At 61.0% G+C, this 26,280-nt stretch carries 20 protein-coding genes; 11 read left to right on the forward strand and 9 right to left on the reverse strand.

What is annotated here, in order from left to right; genetic code table 11:
- Window position 1: 1 nt before the first annotated feature.
- Entirely contained in the window at window positions 2–661 is a 660-nt protein-coding gene (locus BFW87_RS03205; protein ID WP_078738532.1) for a GntR family transcriptional regulator, read from the reverse strand.
- Window positions 662–941: 280 nt separating this feature from the next.
- Here BFW87_RS03205 and xdhA point away from each other — a divergent pair, with 280 nt between their 5' ends.
- The 4 genes from xdhA to guaD all read left to right on the forward strand — a co-directional run bounded on the left by xdhA (window position 942) and on the right by guaD (window position 7,057).
- Window positions 942–2,390 carry a xanthine dehydrogenase small subunit gene (xdhA, locus tag BFW87_RS03210; RefSeq protein ID WP_078738533.1) on the forward strand — a complete coding sequence of 483 codons (1,449 nt, stop codon included), beginning with the start codon at window positions 942–944 and terminating at the stop codon, window positions 2,388–2,390.
- Window positions 2,383–4,782 (forward strand): xanthine dehydrogenase molybdopterin binding subunit, encoded by a 2,400-nt coding sequence (gene xdhB / locus BFW87_RS03215; protein WP_078738534.1) that lies wholly within the window; start codon window positions 2,383–2,385, stop codon window positions 4,780–4,782. Before xdhA ends, xdhB begins: the two co-directional genes overlap by 8 nt.
- Window positions 4,783–4,900: 118 nt before the next feature.
- Window positions 4,901–5,740, forward strand: a complete 840-nt coding sequence (gene xdhC, locus BFW87_RS03220; RefSeq protein ID WP_078738535.1) for a xanthine dehydrogenase accessory protein XdhC — start codon at window positions 4,901–4,903, stop codon at window positions 5,738–5,740.
- 12 nt (window positions 5,741–5,752) lie between these two features.
- Complete coding sequence (guaD, locus tag BFW87_RS03225; protein ID WP_078738536.1) at window positions 5,753–7,057, forward strand: guanine deaminase; 1,305 nt, start codon at window positions 5,753–5,755, stop codon at window positions 7,055–7,057.
- Window positions 7,058–7,212: 155 nt separating this feature from the next.
- Here the strand turns inward: guaD and BFW87_RS03230 are convergent, their stop codons facing one another.
- Window positions 7,213–7,977, reverse strand: a complete 765-nt coding sequence (locus BFW87_RS03230) for a GntR family transcriptional regulator (RefSeq protein ID WP_015885332.1) — start codon at window positions 7,975–7,977, stop codon at window positions 7,213–7,215.
- A gap of 214 nt (window positions 7,978–8,191) precedes the next feature.
- Between BFW87_RS03230 and BFW87_RS03235 the strand changes: the two genes are divergently transcribed.
- Window positions 8,192–9,382 (forward strand): benzoate/H(+) symporter BenE family transporter, encoded by a 1,191-nt coding sequence (locus BFW87_RS03235; protein ID WP_078738537.1) that lies wholly within the window; start codon window positions 8,192–8,194, stop codon window positions 9,380–9,382.
- A 55-nt stretch (window positions 9,383–9,437) separates the two neighbouring features.
- On the opposite strand, the gene BFW87_RS03240 is transcribed toward BFW87_RS03235, so the two are convergent.
- On the reverse strand, window positions 9,438–9,782 hold the full coding sequence (locus tag BFW87_RS03240) for a YggL family protein (RefSeq protein WP_078738538.1): 345 nt from the start codon (window positions 9,780–9,782) through the stop codon (window positions 9,438–9,440).
- A gap of 237 nt (window positions 9,783–10,019) precedes the next feature.
- On the opposite strand from BFW87_RS03240, the gene dacB reads away from it, so the two are divergent.
- Entirely contained in the window at window positions 10,020–11,480 is a 1,461-nt protein-coding gene (gene dacB, locus BFW87_RS03245; protein ID WP_078738539.1) for a D-alanyl-D-alanine carboxypeptidase/D-alanyl-D-alanine endopeptidase, read from the forward strand.
- Between the two features lie 122 nt (window positions 11,481–11,602).
- On the opposite strand, the gene BFW87_RS03250 is transcribed toward dacB, so the two are convergent.
- Together BFW87_RS03250 and rlmKL are read right to left on the reverse strand one after the other, a co-directional pair.
- Window positions 11,603–13,987: a sensor domain-containing diguanylate cyclase gene (locus BFW87_RS03250; protein WP_078738540.1), complete on the reverse strand. Its 2,385-nt coding sequence runs from the start codon at window positions 13,985–13,987 to the stop codon at window positions 11,603–11,605.
- 150 nt (window positions 13,988–14,137) lie between these two features.
- The gene (gene rlmKL, locus BFW87_RS03255; protein WP_078738541.1) at window positions 14,138–16,402 is read right to left on the reverse strand and encodes a bifunctional 23S rRNA (guanine(2069)-N(7))-methyltransferase RlmK/23S rRNA (guanine(2445)-N(2))-methyltransferase RlmL; all 2,265 of its coding nucleotides are present in this window, start codon (window positions 16,400–16,402) and stop codon (window positions 14,138–14,140) included.
- Between the two features lie 544 nt (window positions 16,403–16,946).
- Between rlmKL and rmf the strand changes: the two genes are divergently transcribed.
- Window positions 16,947–17,162 carry a ribosome modulation factor gene (rmf, locus tag BFW87_RS03260; RefSeq protein ID WP_002553055.1) on the forward strand — a complete coding sequence of 72 codons (216 nt, stop codon included), beginning with the start codon at window positions 16,947–16,949 and terminating at the stop codon, window positions 17,160–17,162.
- 170 nt (window positions 17,163–17,332) lie between these two features.
- On the opposite strand, the gene BFW87_RS03265 is transcribed toward rmf, so the two are convergent.
- The 4 genes from BFW87_RS03265 to sctC form a co-directional block, all read right to left on the reverse strand.
- A complete protein-coding gene (locus BFW87_RS03265) occupies window positions 17,333–18,352 on the reverse strand; it encodes a quinone-dependent dihydroorotate dehydrogenase (RefSeq protein ID WP_078738542.1) in 1,020 nt (339 codons plus the stop codon).
- Window positions 18,353–18,438: 86 nt separating this feature from the next.
- On the reverse strand, window positions 18,439–18,894 hold the full coding sequence (locus BFW87_RS03270; RefSeq protein WP_078738543.1) for a transglycosylase SLT domain-containing protein: 456 nt from the start codon (window positions 18,892–18,894) through the stop codon (window positions 18,439–18,441).
- Window positions 18,887–19,288: a winged helix-turn-helix domain-containing protein gene (locus tag BFW87_RS03275; RefSeq protein WP_078738544.1), complete on the reverse strand. Its 402-nt coding sequence runs from the start codon at window positions 19,286–19,288 to the stop codon at window positions 18,887–18,889. The genes BFW87_RS03270 and BFW87_RS03275 overlap by 8 nt, the downstream gene beginning before the upstream one ends.
- A 173-nt stretch (window positions 19,289–19,461) precedes the next feature.
- Entirely contained in the window at window positions 19,462–20,946 is a 1,485-nt protein-coding gene (gene sctC, locus BFW87_RS03280; RefSeq protein ID WP_078738545.1) for a type III secretion system outer membrane ring subunit SctC, read from the reverse strand.
- 247 nt (window positions 20,947–21,193) lie between these two features.
- Between sctC and BFW87_RS03285 the strand changes: the two genes are divergently transcribed.
- The 4 genes from BFW87_RS03285 (at window position 21,194) to BFW87_RS03300 (ending at window position 26,101) form a co-directional block, all read left to right on the forward strand.
- Window positions 21,194–22,420 (forward strand): CmpA/NrtA family ABC transporter substrate-binding protein, encoded by a 1,227-nt coding sequence (locus BFW87_RS03285; protein ID WP_078738546.1) that lies wholly within the window; start codon window positions 21,194–21,196, stop codon window positions 22,418–22,420.
- A gap of 13 nt (window positions 22,421–22,433) precedes the next feature.
- Window positions 22,434–23,009, forward strand: coding sequence for an ANTAR domain-containing response regulator (locus tag BFW87_RS03290; RefSeq protein ID WP_078738547.1), 576 nt, complete (start codon window positions 22,434–22,436; stop codon window positions 23,007–23,009).
- Between the two features lie 210 nt (window positions 23,010–23,219).
- Window positions 23,220–24,431: a nitrate/nitrite transporter gene (locus tag BFW87_RS03295; protein WP_078738548.1), complete on the forward strand. Its 1,212-nt coding sequence runs from the start codon at window positions 23,220–23,222 to the stop codon at window positions 24,429–24,431.
- Complete coding sequence (locus tag BFW87_RS03300) at window positions 24,431–26,101, forward strand: bifunctional protein-serine/threonine kinase/phosphatase (RefSeq protein WP_078738549.1); 1,671 nt, start codon at window positions 24,431–24,433, stop codon at window positions 26,099–26,101. Before BFW87_RS03295 ends, BFW87_RS03300 begins: the two co-directional genes overlap by 1 nt.
- The last annotated feature ends 179 nt before the right edge of the window (window positions 26,102–26,280 follow it).

Here is a 26,280-nt window from a genome sequence, read left to right on the forward strand (position 1 = left end):
CTTAGGCGTCCGCCAACGCAGCGATGACCAGCGAACAGCTGCGCTGGCCATAGGCCGACAACACCTGGCGAATCTGCGGCAGGTCACGGGCCAGTACGGCGGCGAGCAGTTGCTCGAACAGCACCAGGTACTCGCTCATGGAGGCCTTGCGTTGATCCAGCGCCAGGTAATAGGCGCGGTTCATCGCCGGCTGCAGGTTCTCGACGGTTTCCTGCAAATACGGGTTGTTGGCGAACGGGTACGCGGCACGCATCACGTTGAAGCTTTCTTCGACGAAAGCGCGGATGTCCTGGCGCTCGAAACTGGCGATCAGGCGCTGCTGGATTTGCACAAACGGCGCCATGTCGGCCTGAGTCTGCCAGCCCTCGGCCACCGCATTGCCGAGCATGATGTACAGCTCGCCCATCAGCGTGCACAGGCTCTGCACCTTGTGCGCGGTGAGTTCGGTGACGTGGGCACCACGGCGCGGCAGGATCGCGATCAAGTGGCGGCGTTCAAGGATCAGCAAGGCTTCGCGCACGGAACCACGGCTGACATTGAGCGCCAGCGTGACTTTCTGCTCCTGGATCCGCTCCCCAGGCTTGAGATCGCCGCGAATGATACGTTCGGCGAGGTGGTGAGCGATTTGCTCGGCGAGACTGTCCGGCGCCTTGAACGTCATGTTTTCCCTTCAAAATCTTCTATCGGTACAAGCGCGGCAGTGTAGCGCATTGGCCCGCTGATGGCGCTACGCCCACGGGGGCGAATTTGGCATGAAACACGCAGCGATTAAAAGCCAAAAGCCCCTGAAAACGCCAGTTCCAGAAGACTGGACCATAATCAAACAAGTTGTAACTGCAATTTCTTGACCTTCTGGTCAGAAAATCATTGACCGAAAAGTCAGACATGACTAGATTCGGCGCAAAGCGGTTAACAACAATAATGAGTCTGCGAGGCCTTCCGTGATCCAGTTTTTACTAAACCAGGAGCTCCGTAGCGAGCACGCCCTGGACCCCAACCTGACCGTGCTCAACTATTTGCGTGAGCACGTGGGCAAATCCGGTACCAAGGAAGGCTGCGCCAGCGGCGATTGCGGTGCGTGCACCGTGGTGGTCGGCGAGTTGCACACCGATGAACGCGGCGTGGAACAGATTCGTTATCGCAGCCTCAATTCCTGCCTGACGTTTGTCTCCTCCCTGCACGGCAAACAGCTGATCAGCGTCGAAGACCTCAAACACCAAGGCCAACTGCACAGCGTGCAACAAGCCATGGTCGAGTGCCACGGTTCGCAATGCGGCTTTTGCACCCCCGGTTTTGTGATGTCGCTGTTCGCCCTGCAAAAAAACAGCGACGCCCCCGACAGTCAGAAAGCCCATGAAGCCCTGGCCGGCAACCTGTGCCGCTGCACCGGTTATCGCCCGATTCTCGCCGCCGCCGAACAGGCCTGCTGCAACAAACCGCAGGATCAGTTCGACAGCCGTGAGGCCCAGACCATCGCCCGCCTCAAAGCCATCGCGCCGACCCAGACCGGTGAACTCAACAGCGGCGACAAACGCTGCCTCGTCCCGTTGACCGTCGCTGATCTGGCCGATCTCTACGACGCCTACCCGCAAGCCCGCTTGCTGGCTGGTGGCACCGACCTGGCGCTGGAAGTCACCCAGTTCCACCGCACCCTGCCGGTGATGATCTACGTCGGCAACATTGAAGAAATGAAGCGTATCGAGGACTTCGACGACCGCCTGGAAATCGGCGCCGCCACCGCCCTCTCCGATTGCTACACCGCGCTGCACCACGAATACCCGGACTTCGGCGAGCTGCTGCACCGCTTCGCCTCCCTGCAAATCCGCAACCAGGGCACCCTCGGCGGCAATATTGGCAACGCCTCGCCGATTGGTGATTCGCCGCCCCTGCTGATCGCCCTCGGCGCGCAGATCGTACTGTGCAAAGGCAACACCCGCCGCACCCTGGCGCTGGAAGATTACTTCATCGACTACCGCGTGACCGCGCGTCAGGACAGTGAGTTCATCGAGACGATCATCGTGCCTAAAGGCCACACGCTGTTCCGGGCGTACAAGGTGTCCAAGCGCCTTGACGATGATATTTCCGCTGTGTGCGCCGCCTTCAATCTGAAGATGGAAAACGGCGTGATCAGCGAAGCCCGCGTAGCGTTTGGCGGTATGGCCGCCACGCCAAAACGCGCGAAAAGCTGCGAAGCCGTGTTGGTCGGCGCCACCTGGAACTCTGCCACCGTGGAAAAGGCCTGCGCCGCCCTGGCCGAAGATTTCACGCCATTGTCGGACTTCCGCGCCAGCAAGGAATACCGCCTGCTCAGCGCGCAGAACCTGTTGCGCAAATACTTCATCGAACTGCAAACGCCGCACATCGAGACTCGGGTGACCGCTTATGTCTAACCATCACGCCGTCGTTAAAACCCAGGCCGAACTCGCCGAGCTGTTCTCCCAGGACCTGACCTCCGGCGTCGGCCGCAGCGTCAAGCATGACAGCGCCGCCAAGCATGTGTCCGGCGAAGCACAGTACATCGATGACCGCCTGGAATTTCCGAACCAGTTGCACCTGTATGCGCGCATGTCCGACCGCGCCCACGCACGCATCATCAGCATCGACACCGCACCCTGCTACGCCTTTGAAGGCGTGCGTATCGCCATCACCCACGAAGACGTACCCGGCCTGAAAGACATCGGCCCGCTGATGCCTGGCGACCCGCTGTTGGCGATCGACACCGTGCAGTTTGTGGGTCAAGTTGTGTTGGCCGTAGCGGCCCGCGACCTGGAAACCGCACGCAAGGCGGCGATGGCGGCGGTGATTGAATACGAAGACCTCGAACCCGTGCTGGATGTGGTTGAAGCCTTCCGTAAAAAGCACTTCGTACTCGACAGCCACACGCACCAGCGCGGCGACTCGGCCGGCGCATTGGCGACGGCGAAAAACCGCATCCAGGGCACGCTGCACATTGGCGGCCAGGAACACTTCTACCTGGAAACCCAGATTTCCTCGGTGATGCCTACCGAAGATGGCGGCATGATCGTCTACTGCTCCACGCAAAACCCCACCGAAGTGCAAAAGCTGGTGGCTGAAGTGCTGGACGTATCGATGAACAAAATCGTCGTCGATATGCGCCGCATGGGCGGCGGTTTCGGCGGCAAGGAAACCCAGGCCGCCAGCCCCGCGTGCCTGTGCGCGGTGGTTGCGCGCCTCACCGGCCAGCCGACCAAGATGCGCCTGCCGCGCGTCGAAGACATGCTGATGACCGGCAAGCGCCACCCCTTCTATATCGAATACGACGTGGGCTTTGACGACACGGGCCGCCTGCACGGGATCAACCTGGAACTGGCCGGCAACTGCGGCTGCTCGCCAGACCTGTCGAACTCGATTGTCGACCGCGCGATGTTCCACTCCGACAACTCGTACTACCTGGGCGATGCCACGGTCAACGGCCATCGCTGCAAGACCAACACCGCGTCCAATACCGCTTATCGCGGCTTCGGCGGCCCGCAAGGCATGGTCGCCATCGAGGAAGTGATGGACGCCATCGCCCGCCACTTGGCGCTGGACCCGCTGGCCGTGCGCAAGGTCAATTACTACGGCAAGACCGAGCGCAACGTCACGCACTACTACCAGACCGTCGAGCACAACATGCTCGAAGAGATGACCGCCGAGCTTGAGGCCAGCAGCCAATACGCCGAGCGCCGCGAAGCGATCCGTTTGTACAACGCCCACAGCCCGATCCTGAAAAAAGGCCTGGCGCTGACGCCGGTGAAATTCGGTATTTCGTTTACCGCCAGCTTCCTTAACCAGGCCGGTGCGCTGATCCATATCTACACCGACGGCAGCATCCACCTGAACCACGGCGGCACCGAGATGGGCCAGGGTTTGAACACCAAGGTGGCGCAGGTGGTGGCGGAGATTTTTCAGGTCGACATCGACCGCGTGCAAATCACCGCCACCAACACCGACAAGGTGCCCAACACCTCGCCGACGGCTGCTTCCAGCGGTGCGGATTTGAATGGCAAGGCTGCGCAGAATGCGGCGGAAATCATCAAGCAGCGCCTGGTGGAATTCGCTGCGCGCAAGTACGACGTGAGTGAAGCCGACGTGGAATTCCACAATGGCCATGTGCGCGTGCGCGAGCAGATCCTGACGTTTGAAGCACTGATCCAGCAGGCGTATTTCGCCCAGGTGTCGCTGTCGAGCACCGGCTTCTACAAGACCCCGAAAATCTTCTATGACCGCAGCCAGTCGCGCGGTCGGCCGTTCTATTACTTTGCCTTCGGTGCGGCCTGTTGCGAAGTGATCGTCGACACCCTGACCGGCGAATACAAGATGCTGCGCACCGACATTCTTCACGACGTCGGCGCCTCGCTGAACCCGGCCATCGACATTGGTCAGGTGGAAGGCGGCTTTATCCAGGGCATGGGCTGGCTGACCATGGAAGAGCTGGTGTGGAACAACAAGGGCAAGCTGATGACCAACGGCCCGGCCAGTTACAAGATCCCGGCCGTGGCCGACATGCCGCTGGACCTGCGCGTGAAGCTGGTGGAAAACCGCAAGAACCCGGAAGACACGGTGTTCCATTCCAAGGCCGTGGGCGAGCCGCCGTTTATGCTTGGGATTGCGTCGTGGTGTGCGATCAAGGATGCCGTGGCGAGCCTCGGTGACTATCGCCATCAGCCTAAGATTGACGCGCCGGCGACGCCGGAGCGGGTGTTGTGGGGGTGTGAGCAGATGCGGCAGTTGCAGGCGGCGAAGGCTGTTGAGACTGAAACCGAGATGGCTTCGCTTTAGGACCGAGGTGCTGCCATCGCAGGCAAGCCAGCTCCCACATTTTGATCTGTGAATACATTCAAATGTGGGAGCGGGCTTGCCCGCGATGAGGCCCTCCCAGACACCACAAGAGGTGACTATGAACAACTGGATCAGCGCCCTCGCCGACCTGCAAAACCGCGGCGAACCCTGCGTACTGGTGACCATCATCGAAGAGCTTGGCTCCACGCCGCGCAACGCCGGTTCGAAGATGGTGATCAGCGCCGCGCACAGCTTCGACACCATCGGCGGCGGGCACCTGGAATACAAGGCGATGCAGATCGCCCGCGACATGCTCTTGCGCGGCCAGCAGAACACCCATCTGGAGCGCTTCAGCCTCGGCGCCAGCCTGGGCCAGTGCTGCGGCGGCGTGACGGTGCTGCTGTTCGAACCCATGGGTCAGGTGCAGGCGCAGATTGCGGTGTTCGGCGCAGGCCACGTCGGCCGCGCACTGGTGCCGCTGCTCGCCAGCCTGCCGTGCCGGGTGCGCTGGATCGATTCGCGCGATCAGGAGTTTCCGGAACACATCCCCCAGAGCGTGCGTAAAATCGTCAGCGAAGAGCCGGTCGACGAAATTGCCGACCTGCCAGTGGGCAGTTACTGCATCGTCATGACCCACAATCACGCGCTGGACCTGGAACTCACCGCCGCCCTGCTCAAGCGAGATGACTTCACCTACTTCGGCCTGATCGGCTCGAAGACCAAACGCGTCAAGTTCGAACATCGCCTGCGCGATCGCGGCTTTGACACCGCACAACTGCAACGCATGCGCTGCCCCATGGGCCTCACCGAGGTGAAGGGCAAATTGCCGGTGGAGATCGCCATCTCCATCGCCGGCGAAATCATCGCCACCTATAACGCGAATTTCGGCCAGCACACCGCGAGCGCCGAACCCATTGCCAAACTGCTTGTGGCTTCGCGCCGCAGCCAAGCCATTTGAATTGAGACGACCATGCCTTTGACTCGCAAAGCCTACCGTGCCGCCATTCTGCACAGCATCGCCGACCCCGCTGAAGTGGGGATCGAAGCCTCTTATGAATATTTCGAAGACGGTCTGCTGGTCATCGAAAACGGCCAGATCAGCGCTGTTGGCCATGCCGGCGACCTGCTGCCGACGCTGCCTGCCGATATCGAGATCACCCACTACCAGGATGCGCTGATCACCCCCGGCCTGATCGACACCCATATCCATCTACCGCAAACCGGCATGGTCGGCGCCTACGGCGAGCAGTTGCTCGACTGGCTGAACACCTACACCTTCCCGTGCGAAAGCCAGTTCGCCGACAAGGCGCATGCCGAAGAAGTCGCGGATATTTTCATCAAGGAACTGCTGCGCAACGGCACCACCACCGCGCTGGTGTTCGGCAGCGTGCACCCGCAGTCGGTGAATTCGTTCTTCGAAGCCGCCGAGAAACTCGACCTGCGCATGATCGCCGGCAAAGTGATGATGGACCGCAACGCGCCGGACTATCTCACCGACACCGCCGAAACCGGCTACCAGGAAAGCAAGGCGCTGATCGAGCGCTGGCACGGCAAGGGCCGCCTGCACTATGCGGTCACCCCGCGTTTCGCTCCGACCAGCACGCCGCAGCAACTGGAACTCGCCGGACAATTGCTGGGCGAATACCCGGACCTGTACATGCAGACTCACATCAGCGAGAACAAGCAGGAAGTCGAGTGGGTGAAGGAGCTGTTCCCGGAGCGCAAAGGCTACCTGGACGTGTACGACCATTACAAACTGCTCGGCGAGCGCTCGGTGTTTGCCCATGGCGTGCACCTGTGTGACGACGAATGCGCGCGGCTGGCCGAGACGGGTTCAGCGGTGGCGTTCTGCCCGACGTCGAACTTTTTCCTCGGCAGCGGTTTGTTCAACCTGCCGATGGCCGAGAAGCACAAATTGAATGTGGGCCTGGGCACGGACGTGGGCGGCGGCACCAGCTTCTCGCTGCTGCAAACCTTGAATGAAGCCTACAAAGTGATGCAGTTGCAGGGTGCGCGGTTGAGTCCGTTCAAGTCGCTGTACCTGGCGACATTGGGTGGCGCGCGGGCACTGCGCCTGGAAGACAAGATCGGTACGTTGCAACCGGGTACGGATGCGGACTTTTTGGTGCTGGATTACAACGCCACGCCGCTGCTGAGTTATCGCTTGAAGCAGGCGAACAATATTGCCGAAACGTTGTTTGTGCTGATGACGCTGGGGGATGACCGGACGGTGTTGCAGACGTATGCGGCGGGCCAACTCGTGCACCAGCGCTAATTCCAGCAACACCACAAAACCAATGTGGGAGCAGCTTCTTGTGGGAGCTGGCTTGCCTGCGATGCAGACACCTCGGTCATTCAGTCAGACCGAGGGGATGCTATCGCAGGCAAGCCAGCTCCCACAAAAGCCAGCTCCCACATTGTTAATTGGGATCAGAGTTTGATCGAAGAGCGCCCCGGCTTCTTGGTCTGCAACAAATGCGAGAACACCGCATGCAGATCATCCGACGCACTTTCCTCATCGAGGTTGAGCTTGCTGTCGATGTGATCCATGTGATGCATCATCAAATTCACCGCCAACGCCGCGTCGCGGGCTTCGATCGCATCGATCAACTGGGTGTGTTCATCGTAGGAACAGTGCGAGCGGTTGCCGCTTTCGTACTGCGCGATGATCAACGACGTCTGCGACACCAGGCTGCGCTGGAAGCTGATCAACGGCGCGTTCTTCGCCGCTTCAGCCAATTTAAGGTGGAACTCGCCGGAGAGGCGGATACCCGCACCGCGATCGCCGCGCGAGAAGCTGTCGCGCTCGTCGTTGACCATCTGACGCAATTCAGCCAACTGCTCGGCCGTAGCGTGCTGCACCGCCAATTCCGTGATCGCCCGCTCGACCAGGCGACGGGCCAGGAACACCTGACGCGCTTCTTCGACACTGGGGCTCGCCACCACCGCGCCACGATTGGGCCGCAGCAACACCACGCCTTCATGGGCCAGACGCGAGAGCGCGCGGCGAATGATGGTGCGGCTCACGCCGAAAATTTCGCCCAGTGCCTCTTCACTCAATTTGGTGCCGGGTGCCAGGCGTTGTTCGAGGATCGCCTCGAAGATATGCGCATAGACGATATCGTCCTGGGTTCCGCTGCGTCCGGCCTTGCCGGCTCGCGGTTGTTTCTTGAGAGGTTGCAACTGTTCGTTCATGGGCACTCGGGTTTGGAGAACGGCGGCGAATTAACGGTAATACGGCAACAAACGGTTGCTGGCAAGTATCACCTAAAATCAGGGCACATTGTACACAACCGGATGCGCCAACACACTGTACGGCTGTTTGCGGCCCCGGCTGTATTGCAATGAGTCGTTACGTTTGAGTTTAGGCTTGATTCCGCAACTTCTCAGGTAAAAGGAACACCTCCCCATGACCGACGCCACTCAAGCGCCTTTGCGCCCACTGGCCGACACTTCTGCGTCGGCCGTCGTTGCCGGCTTTATCGCCATGATGACCGGCTACACCAGTTCCCTGGTGCTGATGTTCCAGGCCGGCCAGGCCGCCGGTTTGACCACGGCGCAGATTTCTTCGTGGATCTGGGCAATTTCCATCGGCATGGCGGTGTGCAGCATTGGCCTGTCCCTGCGCTATCGCACGCCGATCACCATTGCCTGGTCGACGCCGGGCGCAGCGTTGTTGATCACCAGCCTCGGTGGCGTGAGTTACGGCGAAGCCATCGGCGCCTATATCACTTGCGCGGTGCTGGTGACCCTGTGCGGGCTGACCGGCAGCTTTGAGAAACTGGTCAAGCGCATTCCCGCGTCGCTGGCGGCCGCGCTGCTGGCGGGCATTCTGTTCAAGATCGGCAGCGAGATTTTCGTCGCCGCGCAACATCGCACCGGCCTGGTGCTGGGGATGTTTTTCACCTACCTGATCATCAAGCGCCTGTCGCCACGCTATGCGGTGCTGGCGGCGCTGATCATCGGCACCGTGCTGTCCGGCCTGATGGGACTGCTGGATTTCAGCGGCTTTCACCTGGAAGTCGCGACGCCGGTGTGGACCACGCCGCACTTCTCGCTGGCCGCGACCATCAGCATTGGCATCCCGCTGTTTGTGGTGGCGATGACCTCGCAGAACATGCCCGGCGTCGCCGTATTACGCGCCGACGGCTACACCGTTCCAGCCTCGCCACTGATCACCGCGACCGGCCTCGCATCCCTGGTGCTGGCCCCGTTCGGCTCCCATGGCATCAACCTGGCGGCGATCAGCGCAGCCATCTGCACCGGGCCGCATGCCCATGAAGACCGCAACAAACGCTACACCGCTGCCGTGTGGTGCGGGGTGTTCTACGGGATTGCCGGTGTATTTGGCGCGACATTGGCGGCGCTGTTCGCAGCCCTGCCAAAGGAACTGGTGCTGTCGATTGCGGCATTGGCGTTGTTTGGCTCGATCATCAATGGCTTGAGCATCGCCATGAATGAGCCGAAAGAACGGGAAGCGGCGCTGATCACCTTTATGGTCACCGCGTCAGGCTTGACGCTGTTTTCCATCGGGTCGGCGTTTTGGGGGATTGTGGCGGGGGTGTTGACGCTGCTGATACTGAATTGGCGCAAGGCCTGAAACGCTTAAGACCCGCAACGAAAAAGCGACCCCGAAGGGTCGCTTTTTCATGACATCAGGATGCCGGATTGATCGGCTTTTCTGGATGCCAAGCGTCCAACAGGGCGCTTACTTCAACGCGGGTCAGCTCTGGACGAGCCTTCAGCCACGCTTCAACAGCGGCACGCTGTTCTTCGTTGACCGAACCACGGGTGGCTTTGCAAACCAGACCGAAGTCATCACCGCCGACGTAGTCCAGGCCGTTGCCGTCCATCGCTTCAGTCAGGAATGCTTCGAGGAAAGCGTCTACCGCTTCATCGTCCAAACCTTCTTTGAAGTCCAGGTTCAGTTCGAAACCCAGCTCTTGAAATTCATCAACGCACAGTTTTTTGCGCAGACGCCGGGAACGGTTAGTCGCCATTGGAACAATCCTCTTAAGTAATAACGGGCGGCACTTTAGCAGTTTAAGGCGGCGATTGCCCGACTCTCTGGGACGGGCGGCATAATGCCTGCAAAAAAAACGCTTAATACCAGCTATCGTTCAGCTACAAGTGGATCCAGCTTGGGGCATAATGCCGACACTTTCGTGACTAATGAGGGATTTTCTTACACACCCCTCGCCTTTTTCACCCTTCTCAGCAGTAGGGTTTTATTCCTTATGATCAAATCTTTGCGTCCATTTCTGCTTGCCAGCGTTCTTCTGCCACTGGCCTTTTCTGTCACCGCCGCCCCGATCAATAACACCCTGCCACCGAATGTTCAGCAGGCCCTCCAGAAAGCCAAAATCCCCAATACCTCGCTGTCCCTGGTGATGCTTCCACTCACCGGCCCCGGCACTCCGACCGTGTTCAACGCCGATGTTTCGGTGAACCCGGCCTCCACCATGAAGCTGGTCACCACCTATGCGGCCCTGGAAATGCTCGGGCCCAACCACCAGTGGAAAACCGAGTTCTATACCGACGGCACCCTCAGCGGTGGCGTGTTGCACGGCAACCTGTACCTCAAGGGCGGCGGCGACCCCAAGCTGAACATGGAAAAACTCTGGCTGCTGATGCGCGATTTGCGCGCCAATGGCGTGCAGCAAGTCACCGGCGACCTGGTGCTCGATCGCAGCTTCTTCAACCAGCCGCAGTTGCCTGAATTCAATGATGACGGCAACGACGAGAACAAGCCCTTCCTGGTCAAGCCGGACGCCCTGCTGGTCAATCTCAAGGCCCTGCGCTTCGTGACCCGTAACGATTCCGGCCGGGTGATTGTGTCGGTGGAGCCGCCGATTGCGAGCATTCGCATCGACAACCAGGTGAAAGTCTCCAACGCCAAACAATGCACGGGCGATGTGCGCTACAGCCCTGTGACTGCCGCCGACGGCAGCGTCACCGTGACCGTCAGCGGCCAATTGGCCGATGGCTGCAGCTCGCAGACTTACCTGTCGCTGCTGGACCACGCCACCTACACTGCCGGCGCCGTGCGCGCGATCTGGCAGGAATTGGGTGGCACCATCCAGGGCCGTGATATCCAGGCGCCAGTTCCAAAAGACGCCAAGGTGCTGGCCCGGGCGTTCTCGCCGGACCTGGCGGAAATCATCCGCGACATCAACAAATTCAGTAACAACACCATGGCCCAGCAGTTGTTCCTGAGCCTGGGCGCGCAGTTCCGCAATGATGCCGACGGCGACGACGCCAAGGCCGCACAACGCGTCGTGCGCCAGTGGCTGGCGAAAAAAGGCATCACCGCGCCGCACCTGGTGATGGAGAACGGCTCCGGCCTGTCTCGCGCCGAACGGGTCAGCGCCCGTGAGATGGCGGCCATGCTGCAAGCCGCATGGAAGAGCCCGTTCGCTGCCGAGTACATCAGCTCGCTGCCGATTGCCGGCACCGACGGCACCATGCGCAAACGCCTGAAAACGACCGCCATGCGCGGTGAAGCCCACGTAAAAACCGGCACCCTGAACACCGTACGCGCCATTTCCGGGTTCAGCCGCGACAACAATGGCAATACCTGGGTGGTGGTGGCGATTCTCAACGATTCAAAACCGTGGGGCGCGTCCTCGGTGCTGGATCAGGTGCTGCTGGACCTGTATCGCCAGCCGAAGCTGACAGCGGCGCCGCCGGTACTTTAGTGTGGGAGCTGGCTTGTGTGGGAGCTGGCTTGCCTGCGATACGGACACCTCGGTATTCCAGTTGAGCCGAGGTGATGCTATCGCAGGCAAGCCAGCTCCCACAGTTTAATGCTGTGTTGGATTCAAGCGCGCAGTCGCTCAGCCTCCACCCGGTCCCTGCCCGCCTGCTTGGCCACATACACCGCCGAGTCCGCGCGCAACAGCAGCCCATCAATGCCTTCATCGAGCTGCCAGCTGGCCACACCAAAACTGGCAGTGACCACCCCCACCGCCTCCATCGGCGCACTGCGCAATGCCTGCCACAATTCCATCGCCACGCTGTACGCCTGCTCGCCATCGGTATTGGGGCACAGCACCACAAACTCTTCGCCGCCCAGGCGGCAGAACACATCGGTGCGACGCAGGCGCTGGCCGATGCGCGTGCACACCTCCTGCAATACCCCGTCTCCCACGCCGTGCCCGTGCAGGTCGTTGATGCGCTTGAAGTGGTCGATGTCGAGCATGATCAACGACAGGGTTCCCGAGTTGCGGTTGAGCCGGAGCATTTCGGCCTTCAGGCGATCCTGAAAATAGCGGCGGTTATGAATGCCCGTCAGGGCGTCGGTGATGGACAGCGCACGCAGTTCTTCCTCAACGCGCTTGAGATCAGAAATGTCCGACACGTAGCCGTGCCACAGCGTACCGCCTCCCGGTAACTCTTCCGGCGTAGCCTCGCCGCGAATCCAGCGCAGGCCTCGCTGCGGCAACAACACGCGATACTCTTCGCGCCAATGGCTCAACTGCAGCGCCGACAGGCGGATCGACGCCCGCACCCGCTCGGCGTCCTGGGGGTGGATGCGCTCGAACACCTTGTTCGCATCCTGCTGCAGCACCCCGGGGTCGATCTCATAGATGTCGCGCATGCCATCGCTGGCGTAGATGAAACGCCAATTGTCCTGAGGCTCCAGGGTGAACTGAAAGATACCGCCGGGCACATGGGAACTGAGTTTTTTCAGCAACCGATCTCGCGCCGCCAGCGCCTCATAGGCACGCTTTTGCTCGGTGACATCCAGGTAAATCGCCAAGTGCCCGATCCACAGGCCATAGTCGTCGAGCAATACAGTCCCGAGCATGTTCACGGTCAACGGGCTGCGGTCCTGGCGTAACAGCGTCCACTCGCGCGCTTCGTGCAAGCTATCCGGGCTCTCCACCAACATTGCCTGGCTCGGCGGAATACGCTTGCCCAAGGTGATGCTTAAACTGGCGGCGCGGGCTTCAAGCTCGGCAGCCAGGTGCAGGCTTTCCAGGGTCATGCGCCCAAGCACTTGCTCGGCCTTGAAACCGAGCATCTGCTCGGCGCCTGCATTGAACGTATTGATCACGCCACGCAAGTCAGTGGCAATGATGGCGACCTGAGTGGCGGCATTCAGCACACTGCGCAATTGCCCGTGCGCGCCGCGCAATTCCTGCTCACGCGAACGCAACTGCAGGGTACGCTGCTCCACCAGCTTCAGTGCGCGTTGACGTTGGCTGACCAACACATACAGCAGCGCGCTGAGCAGCAGGCTAAGGAGCCCGCCCATGGTCAGGATCGTGTTCATCGAGGAGTGGTTGGCCAGGTCAAACACCTGGCTGGTGCGCAAGGTCAGCGCGTAGACATGATCGCCAAGGGTCAAACGGCGCGCCGCCGTGAGGTCGCTGTTGCCCACCGCATTGCTGGACGCGTAGAGCACGCGCTGTTGCGAATCGGAGGTGTCGACGATCTGCATCACCAGGTTATCGCGATTGGGTTTGGGCAAGCCGTCGGCCACCAGCTGACGCATGCTGATCACCGCCATCACAAACCCGTAAGGCTCGGCATTCGGGGTTTCACTGACGGGTGAGACCAACAGAACCCCGGCAGCATAGGCCGGCTCCACGCCCACCAACTGCATCGGCTGAGACACGGCAGGCTCACCACTCTTTTGCGCCCGCTCCACGGCCGAACGCCGCAGCGGCTGGGCCAGCAGGTCAAACCCTAACGGCGATCCCAGCAGGCTTTGAGTCTGGCTGTACAACACCGGCACGTATTCATCACGCTCGGAGGCCGGCGAAAGCTCTCCCGATGAATTGAGTTCGCGAATGGCAAACGGAGTGCCGCGCTGGCGCGAAATTTCCTGCTCGAACTGGCTGCGTTGGTCGCGGTAAATCCGCGGTGCCCACGCATAAGCACGGGTGCGCAATAGCAGGGGTTGGGCAAAGCCCTCAAACTCGGCGCGGGACACATCGCTGGAATTGGCGAAGAAGCGCCGCAGGCTGCCAAGACGTTGCTCCTGGTCTTCAAACCGCTCCTGCAGGCGGGTGTAGCGCTCGTTGACCAACAGCTGAAAACGCTGGCGAACCTGTTGGTGGTAGAGGTCGGCTGCCGCCCAGGCAACGATCGCCGTCAGCGCGCAACCTGCCAATAACACCACCAATGCCACCAGCCAAGCCGACGCCTGCTCACTGATAAAGCCTAGGATTTTCGGGCGTACGGCTTGCATCGGCATAGGCAACACTCACAACGCCAGCGTGCGGGGGTGTCACTTTGGCTAGGCTTTCATTTATAGCCACAGGGTTTGTATTTGACCAGCGCAAAAAAGCCGCAAGCCTCGAATAATCAAGGCTTGCGGCTTTTATGTGCCAACTTGGTGCAGCGATCAGCGCGCGGTGATTTTCCACGCCCGGTGGATCTTCGCGTTACGTGCGAAATCCGGGTCGATGGTCTTGTCGCTGATCTCCTCGACCGCGTAGCGCTCGACGAGGTTGTCCTCCAGCACAAACTTGCGGAAGTTGTTCGAGAAGTACAGCACGCCGCCCGGTGCCAGGCGCGCCATGGCCAGGTCGAGCAACTGCACGTGGTCACGCTGCACGTCGAAGATGCCTTCCATACGCTTGGAGTTGGAGAAGGTTGGCGGGTCGATGAAGATCATGTCGAACTCATCGCGGCTGGCCTCCAGCCACGCCATCACATCACCCTGCTCCAGACGGTTCTTGTCGGAGAAACCATTGAGGGAGAAGTTGCGACGCGCCCAGTCCAGGTAAGTCTTGGACAGGTCGACGCTGGTGGTGCTGCGCGCGCCGCCCTTGGCTGCGTGCACACTCGCGGTGGCGGTGTAGCAATACAGATTGAGGAAGCGCTTGCCGGCCGCTTCTTTCTGGATGCGCAAGCGCATCGGACGGTGGTCGAGGAACAGGCCGGTGTCGAGGTAATCCGTGAGGTTGACCAGCAGCTTCACGCCGCCTTCGCTGACTTCAGTGAACTTGCCCTGGGCGCTCTGACGCTCGTATTGCTTGGTGCCGCTCTGGCGCTCGCGACGCTTGACCACCACACGACTCTTGTCGATGTTCAGTGCCTGAGGAATAGCGGCCAGGGCATCGAACATGCGCGCGGAGGCTTTTTCCGGGTCGATGGATTTCGGCGCGGCGTATTCCTGCACATGGACCCAGTCGTGGTACAGGTCGATGGCCATGGAGTATTCCGGCATGTCGGCGTCGTACACACGGTAGCAATCCACGCCTTCACGCTTGGCCCACTTGCCCAGCAGCTTGAGGTTTTTCTGCAGGCGGTTGGCGAACATTTGCCCACCTTCGCTCAAGCGCGCCTGTTCAACCACAGGGGCCGGAGCAGGTTTGATCGGGTTGCCGTTCTTGTTGTACTGGCGCTCTTGCGGCTCGACCGGGGCTTGATCGTAAGCGGCTTGCTCGCGCTCGGCCTGGCGCTGCTCCGGAGTGCGACGCTCGCCGGTGACGAACTGGTCCGGGTTGACCTTGATCAGCAGCAACTTGCACGGCAAGGCGCCGTTCCAGAACGAATACTGTTTGTGGCTGCGGATACCCATGCGCTTGCCCAGGTCCGGCGCGCCGGTGAACACCGCCGCTTCCCAGCCCATGCACGCTTGGCGCAGGCGCTCGCCGAGATTCTGGTAGAGGTACAACAGGCTGGCTTCATCACCCAGACGCTCGCCGTACGGCGGGTTGCAGATGACGAGGCCTTTCTGGTTCTGGTCCGGGCGCGGCTCGAAGGTGCCGACTTCGCCCTGGTACACCTTGATCCAGTGGCTCAGGCCTGCGCGTTCAATGTTGTTGCGCGCGGGCTGGATCAGACGCGGATCGGCTTCGTAGCCACGAATCCACAACGGTGTCTTGTTCATGCCGATGGCGGCACGTTCACTGGCTTCGGCGTGGAGTTTTTTCCACAACGCAGGGACGTGCCCCAGCCAGGTGGTGAAACCCCACAGTTCGCGATTGAGGTTGGGCGCCATGTCGGCCGCGATCATCGCGCCTTCCACCAGGAAGGTGCCCACACCGCACATCGGGTCCGTCAGCGCGCCGCCTTCGGCAGCAATGCGCGGCCAGCCCGCGCGGATCAGGATCGCGGCGGCCAGGTTTTCTTTCAGCGGTGCCGCGCCCTGCTGCAGGCGATAACCGCGCTGGTGCAGGCTGTGGCCGGAGAGGTCAAGGGACAGGATCGCTTCACCACGGTCCAGACGCAGGTGGATGCGCAGGTCAGGGTTGATCTTGTCGATGGACGGGCGCTCGCCGGTCGGCGTGCGCAGCTTGTCGACGATCGCATCCTTGACCTTCAACGCGCCGAAGTGGGTGTTGTCGATGCCTGAACCGTGACCACTGAATTCCACCGCCAGGGTGCCGTCGGACACCATGTGGTCAGCCCATTCGATATCCAGCACGCCGTGGTAGAGGTCTTCGGCGTCCTTCATCGGGAAGCGCTTGAGCACCAGCAATACGCGGTTGGCCAGGCGCGACCAGAGGCAAAGGCGGTAAGCGGTTTCCATGTCGGCCATGCCGCGCACGGCCGAGGTGTGCTCGCGGGCTTCCTCAAGGCCAAGCCCGACGGCTTCCTCGATCAGCAGGCCTTCGAGGCCTTTGGGGCAAGTGAGGAAGAGTTCAAAACGGTCCGACATGGGGCATTCCAGGCTTTTCAGCAATAAATGAACGGGCGACGCATCGCCGGCTCGGTTTTCAATCAAGCACTTTTCTTGAAGAGTGCTCGCGTGGCACGAATGTGCCGTCCCACCCCGTCTGCCGGGCCTTTGGGCCTTGGTGGACGGGGCAGATAAAGCTTTTGGTGACAGAAGTCACGCAACAAAAAGAAATATTCCGACCCTTCGTCGAATAATAACCGACTGCAACGGGCGGGCATTCTCACTAAAGGATTAAACCCATCCTCTTTGCAGGGCACATCATAGCTGGGTTTAGCGATTAAAAGGGGCGAAAAGCCATCCCAGCTTATGGCTATAGCATCATTATCGTTACGTGCTTATGACAAAACGGTCATTGAATCCATGTGACCTATTGGTTAGAACTCAACACAGGTTGACGCCGTAACGACGTCGACACACAGGCTCGCCACGCCGGCAGCGAGCCCACCAACGGCAGAAAAACTCTGCCCGGCTTCCCCCGAAGCCGAAGGATATCAAGACAGTCAACAAGTGAGGGAAACACCCTATGAGAAGACTTAAGCGTGATCCGTTGGAAAGAGCATTTTTACGCGGATATCAATATGGCGTTCATGGCAAATCCCGTGAGCTTTGCCCATTTACTCTACCGTCGGTACGCCAAGCCTGGATCAACGGCTGGCGAGAAGGACGCGGCGACAACTGGGACGGTATGACTGGCACTGCGGGCATCCACAGACTCAACGAACTTCACGCCGTCGGCTAATCAAGGGCATTTAATTCCGACATCAGCACGAATATGTAATGACTTAACCACGCGCGCCCCATCCGGGCGGCGGGCTTCGGCCCAGGGGCTCCTTTAGGGAGCCCTTTTTAATGGCTGATGTTTTTTAAGGTTTTATCGTTCCCATGCAGAGCGTGGGAACGATAAAAGCATCAGCGCAGGGCGGCGATCGCGTCCACCGACTCGCGAATCAGCGCCGGGCCTTTGTAGATAAAGCCCGAGTACAGCTGCACCAGGCTGGCGCCGGCGGCGATTTTCTCGGCCGCGTGTTTGCCTTCGGTAATGCCACCTACGGCAATGATCGGCAAACGCCCCGCCAGCTCGGCGGCCAGCACTTTGACGATGTGGGTGCTCTGATCACGCACCGGCGCGCCCGACAGCCCGCCCGCCTCGTCACCATGGGCCAAGCCTTCGACGCCAACACGGCTCAGGGTGGTGTTGGTGGCAATCACCGCGTCCATACCCGAATCCACCAGGGCCTGGGCGACCAGCACGGTTTCTTCGTCGCTCATGTCCGGGGCAATCTTGATAGCCAACGGCACACGCTTGCCATGACGCACGGCCAGGTCTTCCTGACGCTGACGCAGGGCTTCAAGCAGTTGCTTGAGGGAGTCGCCAAACTGCAGGCTGCGCAGGCCCGGGGTGTTGGGCGAGCTGACGTTGACGGTCACATAGCTGGCGTGGGCGTAGACCTTGTCCAGGCAGATAAGGTAGTCATCGACCGCGTTCTCCACCGGCGTGTCGAAATTCTTGCCGATATTGATACCCAGGATGCCCTTGTACTTGGCCGCCTGAACCCGCGAGAGCAGGTGATCAACGCCCAGGTTGTTGAAGCCCATGCGATTGATGATCGCCTCGGCTTCCGGCAAACGGAAGATACGCGGCTTGGGATTGCCCGGCTGCGGACGTGGCGTCACGGTGCCGATTTCGACAAAACCGAAGCCCAGTTGCGCAAAGCCATCAATGGCCGCGCCATTTTTGTCCAGGCCAGCTGCCAGGCCGACAGGATTAGGGAAATCCAGACCCATTACCGACACCGGCATTTTCGCCGGTGCCTTGCATACCAGGCCATTGAGCCCCAGACGACCACCGGCACCGATCAGGTCCAGGGACAGATCGTGGGAAGTTTCCGGGGAGAGTTTGAACAACAGCTGGCGGGCCAGGGTATACATGGGCGGGCTAGACTCGGATGGCAGCGAAAGGTGGCGCCGATTATAGCCGGGGTGGCGGCTCGGGTGCGAGGCGTGCCGCCCAATCGTCAGTGACGTTGCGCAACCAATGCTTCATACCGCGCCCATATTTTTTCGGCATACCGCAGGCGTAAGGCTTCGCGCTCGGGTGCTGAACCCGCGTTGTAGGAGCCCACGGCGGTCCAGTTGTAGCCGAATCGCTGGATAAACTCGGCAAGGATCGATGCACCCACCTCGACCGATAAGCACGGTTCACTCAGCAGCCGCTCTTCGGTAATCCCCTGCTTGGCCAGACGCGGCAAGTGCATGCTGTTGATCTGCATCAGGCCGATATCCCGGGAGCCATCGCTATTGGCGGCGTTCCTTGCATCCGCACGGTAACCCGACTCCACCGCCGCAATGGCTTGCAGCAACTCGGGCTCGATATCGTACCGGCGAGCCACCTCATCCCAGCAACCGGCCCAGACTTGCTGAGCACCCATCAATGCACTCAACAACATGGTTTTAACCATTGCCTTAATCATGTTTCACCTGGCCGCACGCCAAACAAATATGCTGCGCGCCCCTCTGACCCTGCGGGCGGGAGGCGAGCTGCTCGATTCGCACGGCACAGGTAAAGCGATATCCCCGGCCATAGATCGTCTTGATAAACCCCTTGTCCTTTTTCAGGTGTTTGCGCAACGCGTAGATGCAGCGGGTGAGCGACTCCTCGGCTACGTCCCCGCCGGGCCAGACCGTTTCCAGTAAACGGTCCTTGGTCATCAGCGCCCCGTCGGAGGTCAATAACAGCCGAAGTACATGCCATTCCTTGGGCGGCAATTGAATATCCGCGTCCTCGCCGGTCAACCGGCCGTCGCCATGCAAGGACCAACCGGCAAAAAACCGTGAGGCCGTCAGCCCATCACTGTCGATGGTCATACACACCTCTACATCCGACTACAGACATTGAATTCCTTACTTCCAGAAACGGCCGATACGCCAACACCGCGACTATAAAAACCTGAGCCCCGAACAACGTTAGGAAAAAGCCGATGTAATCGAAGCTTTTGGCGGGTACTGCGTAGGACTTTGCGCATGCACTTGCCGCGCGCTCACTCCAATGCCGGGATTTCACGGTTCTCCCGCACAAACGCACGTTGCACGCGCTCATATTGGCTCTGTGTCAGGGGCGGAGGCCCGATCGCTCCAGACAGCAGCCTGGGCTCGTTGCCAACCGCCCGCGCCTGAATCACGAACAGCCGTACGTCGGCACGCCGACTTGCGACCGCGCCCTCATCCTCACGCCGAAATCCCCCCACCCACAGGCGCCGGCCCTGGGGCACACGTACCACCGTGCTGATGCCCACCCGCCCCACCGTCGCCGCCAAGTCCGGCTTGGGTTTGCCCCCCATCTGCCGGTCATCCTCAAGGGTCAGTTGCATTTCAATCTGATTGGCTTGCGCAAAGCGCGGCAGCACGCTGGCTTGCGTGCCATAGCGCACCGGTTGCCATTCGCTGCCCTCGTCTGCGGGTTTTGGCAGGTAAAACGTGTGGTCATCCTGGAAGACTGCCGGCACATTTTCCTGAGTGAGAATGACCGGAAACGCGACGATCCTGGCCTTGCGTCGACGCTCCAGCGCGACGAGTTGCGCCATCAAGCGATTATCTTCCAGGGGTTCCGCGACGTGGGTCGCCGCAACTGTGGGGTCACTCGCCCGCGCCCACGCCACGTCCATTTTGCGCAACTCGTCCCGGTCCACATCCACTCGCCATAGCGATACTTCAATCGCCCGCTTCGGCTTGTCGAGTTCCGCCACCAGCTCTTCAAGCACCTTGATCTGGGCAGGTTTGCCCTTGACCAGCAGGCTGTTGGAGTCCGGATAGGCCATGACCACCAGGCTCTTGTCAGCCAGCACATTGGGCGGGCGCTGCGTTTCACCCTTCTGCTCGATGGCCAGCATGGCTTCGATCATCGAAGCCATGCCCGGCACCTCGACCGTCTCATTACCCAAGACGTACTGACGATCTGCCACGTGCGTGTTGAACACCTGCACCACGCCGAAGGACTGGGCACCCACACGCACTTGAGTGCGTTGCCTGTCCATCAATTGGGCCAGGTGCAGCACCTGATCCACGTAATTGGGTGGCCCGGACACATAGAAGGTGCGCCCGCCGCTCTCCCTGAGGGGATAGCTCGACTCATCCAGCCCCGAGCGACGCATAAAGCCCCGCAACCGGTCGACCGAAATATGCCGCAACGCCACCGCCGTACTTTTCGCTTCCGCGGCGTCATACACATAGAACGCCTGCCCGTCGCTGTACCAGATCAGGCGTTGCTGCTCGGCGATTAACGCCAGCGTCTGCTGCGCCGCTCCCAGGTCAAAGGTGCCGGAAATACGCGTGCGCGCCACATCGCGACTGACAACGACAGGCAGGCCCAACGGCACCGACAACGCGGTGAACAAGGTGTGCAGGCTGTCATCCTTCGCCTGGTAGCTCTCTGCCAGGGCGGAAATGTTGATCAACATCAGCGCGAAACACAGCAGCCATCGGCACAACCAACGGCAACTCAGCATGGCCTGGGAATCGATAGACACCGTGGGGTTCCTGGTGGTCTGGTGTAAAGAGGCGGCCATACTGAGAGGGCGTCAGCTTTCAATCTTGATGGAAAGCTGACGGCAGACACCGCCTGTCTGCCCGTGGCATGTGCCTTGCTTTGCACTCTGCATCAGAGCGCGCGCCAACGTCGGAGCGGGCTTACGGACAAAGGCGTCGTTACCTTCAATGGCCTACATTGCCATCCGGGGAAACGGCGCTTTTTTTTGAGAGAAAAGGTAGGTGTTGATGAACGATTCGGAGGGCAACAGCCCGGTGAACAATCCGCTGGCCTGGGTACATGGCAGTGACGCCCCGGAGAAAAGCAGCCTGGACCTGGGCTTCATGGCCCTCACCGACTGCGCCTCGCTTGTGGTCGCCGCCACCCAGGGCTTTGCCCAACCCTACGGCCTGACACTGAACCTCAAGCGCCAATCGTCCTGGGCCAACTTGCGCGACAAACTGGTCAGCGGTGAACTGGACGCCGCCCACAGCCTGTACGGGCTGATTTACGCAGTGCACCTGGGCATCGGCGGTGTAGCGCCCACTGACATGGCCGTGCTGATGGGCCTGAACCAGAATGGTCAGAGCATCAATTTGTCCCACGCCCTGCAACAACAAGGGGTGGTCACTCCTGAGGCACTGGACCGTCACGTGCACCAAAGCCGAACAAAACTGACCTTCGCCCAGACATTTCCCACAGGCACCCACGCCATGTGGCTGTATTACTGGCTCGCAAGCCAAGGCATCCATCCGTTGCAGGATGTTGACAGTGTGGTGGTGCCGCCGCCGCAGATGGTCGCCCACCTGCAAGCCGGGCGCATCGACGGCTTTTGTGTCGGCGAACCCTGGTGCGCCAGCGCGGTGAAGCAAAACCAGGGCTTTACCCTGGCGACCACCCAAGCTATCTGGCCAGACCACCCTGAAAAAGTCCTCGGCTGCACCCAGGCCTTCGTCGACCAATACCCCAACACGGCCCGCGTGCTGGTCATGGCGATCCTGGAGGCCAGCCGATTTATCGAGCAAAGCCAGGAAAACCGCCGCTCCACTGCACAGTTACTCAGTGCCCGCGACTACCTCGACGCACCGCTGGACTGCATCGAACCACGCCTGCTCGGCACTTATGACGACGGCCTGGGCAACCGGTGGCAAGATCCGCATGCGCTGCGGTTTTTCGGCGACGGCGAGGTGAACCTGCCCTACCTGTCCGATGGCATGTGGTTCATGACCCAATTCCGACGCTGGGGCCTGCTGCGTGAAGACCCGGACTACCTGGGCGTCACCCGTCAGGTGCAGCAGCTGGCGCTGTATCGCGAGGCCGCCAGCGCTGTCGGCGTCCCGACCCACAGCCAGGACCTGCGCAGCAGCCAACTGATTGATGGCAAAATCTGGGACGGCACCGACCCCGCCGCCTACGCTCGCAGCTTCCGCCTGCATGCCATGGCCGACCACATCGGCCGTCAGGCCTTGCGCTGACAGGAGGACGACTATGTTACGAATCCTGTTGATCAACGACACCCCGCGCAAGGTCGGGCGCCTCAAGGCCGCGCTGATCGAAGCCGGGTTTGAGGTCATTGACGAGTCCGGCCTGACCATCGACCTGCCCGCGCGCGTCGAAACGGTGCGCCCGGACGTGATCCTGATCGATACCGAGTCACCCGGGCGCGATGTGATGGAGCAGGTCGTGCTGGTCAGCCGCGATCAGCCCCGGCCAATCGTGATGTTCACCGACGAGCACGACCCGAACGTGATGCGCCAGGCGATCAAGTCCGGCGTCAGCGCCTACATCGTCGAGGGCATCCAGGCCCAGCGCCTGCAACCGATCCTCGACGTCGCCATGGCGCGCTTCGAGAGCGACCAGGCCCTGCGCGCCCAGCTCCAGGCCCGCGACCAGCAGCTCGCTGAGCGCAAGCGCATCGAACTGGCCAAGGGCATGCTGATGAAAATGAAGAGCTGCAATGAGGAAGAGGCCTACACCCTGATGCGCCGTCAGGCCATGAGCCGCCAACAGAAACTGATCCAGGTGGCGGAGCAGATTATCGCCATGAGCGAGCTGCTTGGCTAATCTGGCTCAGCTCTTGCTAAGCATTCATCACAGGTAACCAACGGCGGTTGCCCCTCCACGACAAAGACGTCGCACATCCGGTTTGCCCTTGCGAACCCGGTGGCGGCGTTTTTTCGTTTTGGCCCCAGCGCATGGGGCCGGTGGGGCGGCCTTTTACCGGAGCCCCATCACCAGGCCTTCTTACAAGACCCCCAACCGTTGAGGTGCGTGATGAAATCAAGCTTCTGGAAATCCGGGCACACCCCGACCCTGTTTGCCGCGTTCCTGTATTTCGACCTGAGTTTCATGGTCTGGTACCTGCTGGGCCCTTTGGCGGTACAGATCGCCGCCGACCTGCACCTGACCACTCAACAGCGCGGCCTCGTGGTGGCGACGCCGATCCTGGCGGGTGCCGTGCTGCGCTTTCTGATGGGGATGCTGGCCGATAAGCTGTCGCCCAAGACGGCCGGGCTGATCGGCCAGGTGATTGTCATCGCGGCGCTGTTCGGCGCCTGGAAACTCGGGATTCACAGTTACGAACAAGCGTTGTTGCTGGGCGTGTGCCTGGGCATGGCCGGCGCGTCCTTTGCCGTCGCCCTGCCCCTGGCGTCTCAGTGGTACCCGGCTGAACACCAAGGCAAGGCCATGGGCATCGCCGGCGCCGGTAACTCCGGCACCGTGTTTGCGGCCTTGTTGGCGCCCGTACTGGCCGCCGCGTTCGGCTGGAGCAATGTATTCGGCTTTGCGCTGATTCCGCTGATCATCACCCTGATCGTCTTCGCTTGGCTCGCGCGCAATGCACCGCAGCGCCCGAAAGCCAAGTCCATGGCCGACTACTTCAAAGCCCTGGGCGACCGCGACAGCTGGTGGTTCATGTTTTTCTACAGCGTGACCTTCGGCGGTTTCATCGGCCTGGCCAGCGCCCTGCCCGGCTACTTCAACGACCAATATGGCCTGAGCCCGGTGACCGCCGGTTACTACACAGCCGCCTGCGTGTTCGGCGGCAGCCTGATGCGCCCCTTGGGCGGCGCACTGGCCGATCGATTTGGCGGGATTCGCACCCTGCTCGGCATGTACAGCGTGGCGGCCATCTGCATCGCGGCGGTGGGTTTCAACCTGCCGAGTTCCTACGCGGCACTGGCGCTTTTCGTCTGCACCATGCTCGGCCTCGGCGCAGGCAATGGCGCCGTGTTCCAACTGGTGCCCCAACGCTTTCGCCTTGAGATTGGCGTGATGACCGGCCTGATCGGCATGGCCGGCGGTATTGGCGGCTTCGCCCTCGCGGCGGGCATGGGCGCAATCAAACAGAGCACCGGCAGCTATCAACTGGCCCTGTGGTTGTTTGCCAGCCTCGGCGTGTTGGCCTGGTTCGGCTTGCACGGCGTGAAACGTCGCTGGAGAACCACCTGGGGCTCGGCTGCCGTGACCGCTGCCCGCGTCTGATGGGCCTGCAACTGAGCATTGCTCAGGCCAGTGCCATCGGGCCTCGAGCGGAAAATCAGGACGCGCTGCGGGTGGTCACACCCGTGGCGGAACTGGCGGCGAGCAAAGGCTACCTGTGCGCATTGGCCGACGGCGTGAGCCAGTGCGCCGACGGCGGCCTGGCCGCACGCTCGACCTTGCAAGCGCTGGCCCTGGACTACTACGCCACGCCGCAAACCTGGGGCGTGGCCCAGGCACTGGAACGCCTGCTGCTCGCGCAAAATCGCTGGCTGCAGGCCAATGGCGGTGGCCAGCCGTTGCTGACCACCCTCAGCGCCCTGGTGTTTCGCGGCAGGCGCTTCACCCTGGCGCATGTCGGCGATTGCCGGGTGTATCGCTGGCTGGACGACGAGTTGCAGCGCATCACTGAAGACCATGTGTGGGAACAACCGGGCATGCAGCATGTGCTCAAGCGCGCCCTGGGTCTGGATCAGCACCTGGTGCTGGACTTCCTTGATGGCGAGCTGCGCGCCGGCGAATGTTTCCTGATGCTCAGTGATGGCGTATGGGCCACGCTCGGCGATCACAGCATTTGCGCGATCCTGCGTGAGCAAGCCGACCTTGAGGTGGCGGTCAACACACTGGTCAATGCTGCGCACCTGGCCGGTAGCCTGGACAATGCCAGCGCTCTGCTGGTACGCGTCGATGAACTCGGCGCGGCGACCCTCGGCGATGCATTGGTGCAGTTGCAGCAATGGCCATTGCCACCGCCGCTCAAACCCGGTCAACGCTTTGAAGGCTGGCACGTTGAAAGCGTGCTGGCGCAGAGCCGACAGTCTTTGCTGTACCGGGTCCGTGATACCCAGCAGCAACCCTGGCTGCTGAAAACCTTGCCCCTCAACCGCGACGATGACAGCGATGCCGGCCAGGCATTGCTGTCGGAGGAATGGTTTCTGCGGCGTGTTGCCGGGCGCGCATTTCCTGAAGTCCACGCGGCCGCCGGGCGTCAGCATTTGTACTACGTGATGCGTGAATATTCCGGGCAAACCCTCGCAGCGCTGTTTAAGCATCAGGGCCCATTGCCGCTGGCGCAGTGGCAGTCCATCGCCGAGCGCCTGCTGCGGGCGGTGGGCCTGCTGCACCGGCGGCAGATTCTGCACCGCGATATCAAACCGGAGAACCTGTTGCTGGGCGAGGATGGCGAGCTGCGCGTGCTGGATTTCGGCCTGGCCTACTGCCCGGGGCTCTCCGAGGACCGCGCTCACTTGCTGCCCGGCACGCCGAGTTTTATCGCGCCCGAGGCGTTCGGTGGCGAGCGTCCTACGCCGCAGCAGGATTTGTACAGCGTTGGCGTGACCCTGTATTACCTGCTGACCGGGCATTACCCCTACGGAGAAATCGAGGCTTTCCAACGGCCCCGCTTCACCCAAGCGGTCAGCGCCAGTCGTTACCGCCCTGACCTGCCCGACTGGTTGCCACTCAGCCTGGAACGGGCCGTGGCGGCGCAACCTGCGCAGCGTTATGAAACCGCCGAAGAATGGCTGCTGATACTGGAACAGGCCGACCGCCGCGAACTCAGCGTGCGGCCGAGGCCATTGCTGGAGCGTGAACCGCTGAAGGTCTGGCAGACCCTGGCGATGGCGTCCTTGTTGATCAATCTGGTGCTGCTGTACTGGTTATTGCACCACTAAAGCGCGAAACCTGACTGGCCATTACGGGCGCACCCCCTAAATCCGGGCGCCTGGCAACTTGGCACAACCGCTGCATTAGCTAACCCAACAACATACATATAGCCGCCCCTTCAACGTCGAAGGGTCGTGCTTCCCGAGAGAACGGGACAAGGACAAAGGCGTCCTCGCTAGCTTGCTAG

The organism is Pseudomonas fluorescens (assembly GCF_002022275.1).
In the GTDB taxonomy this organism is placed as follows: Bacteria; Pseudomonadota; Gammaproteobacteria; order Pseudomonadales; family Pseudomonadaceae; genus Aquipseudomonas; species Aquipseudomonas fluorescens_AJ.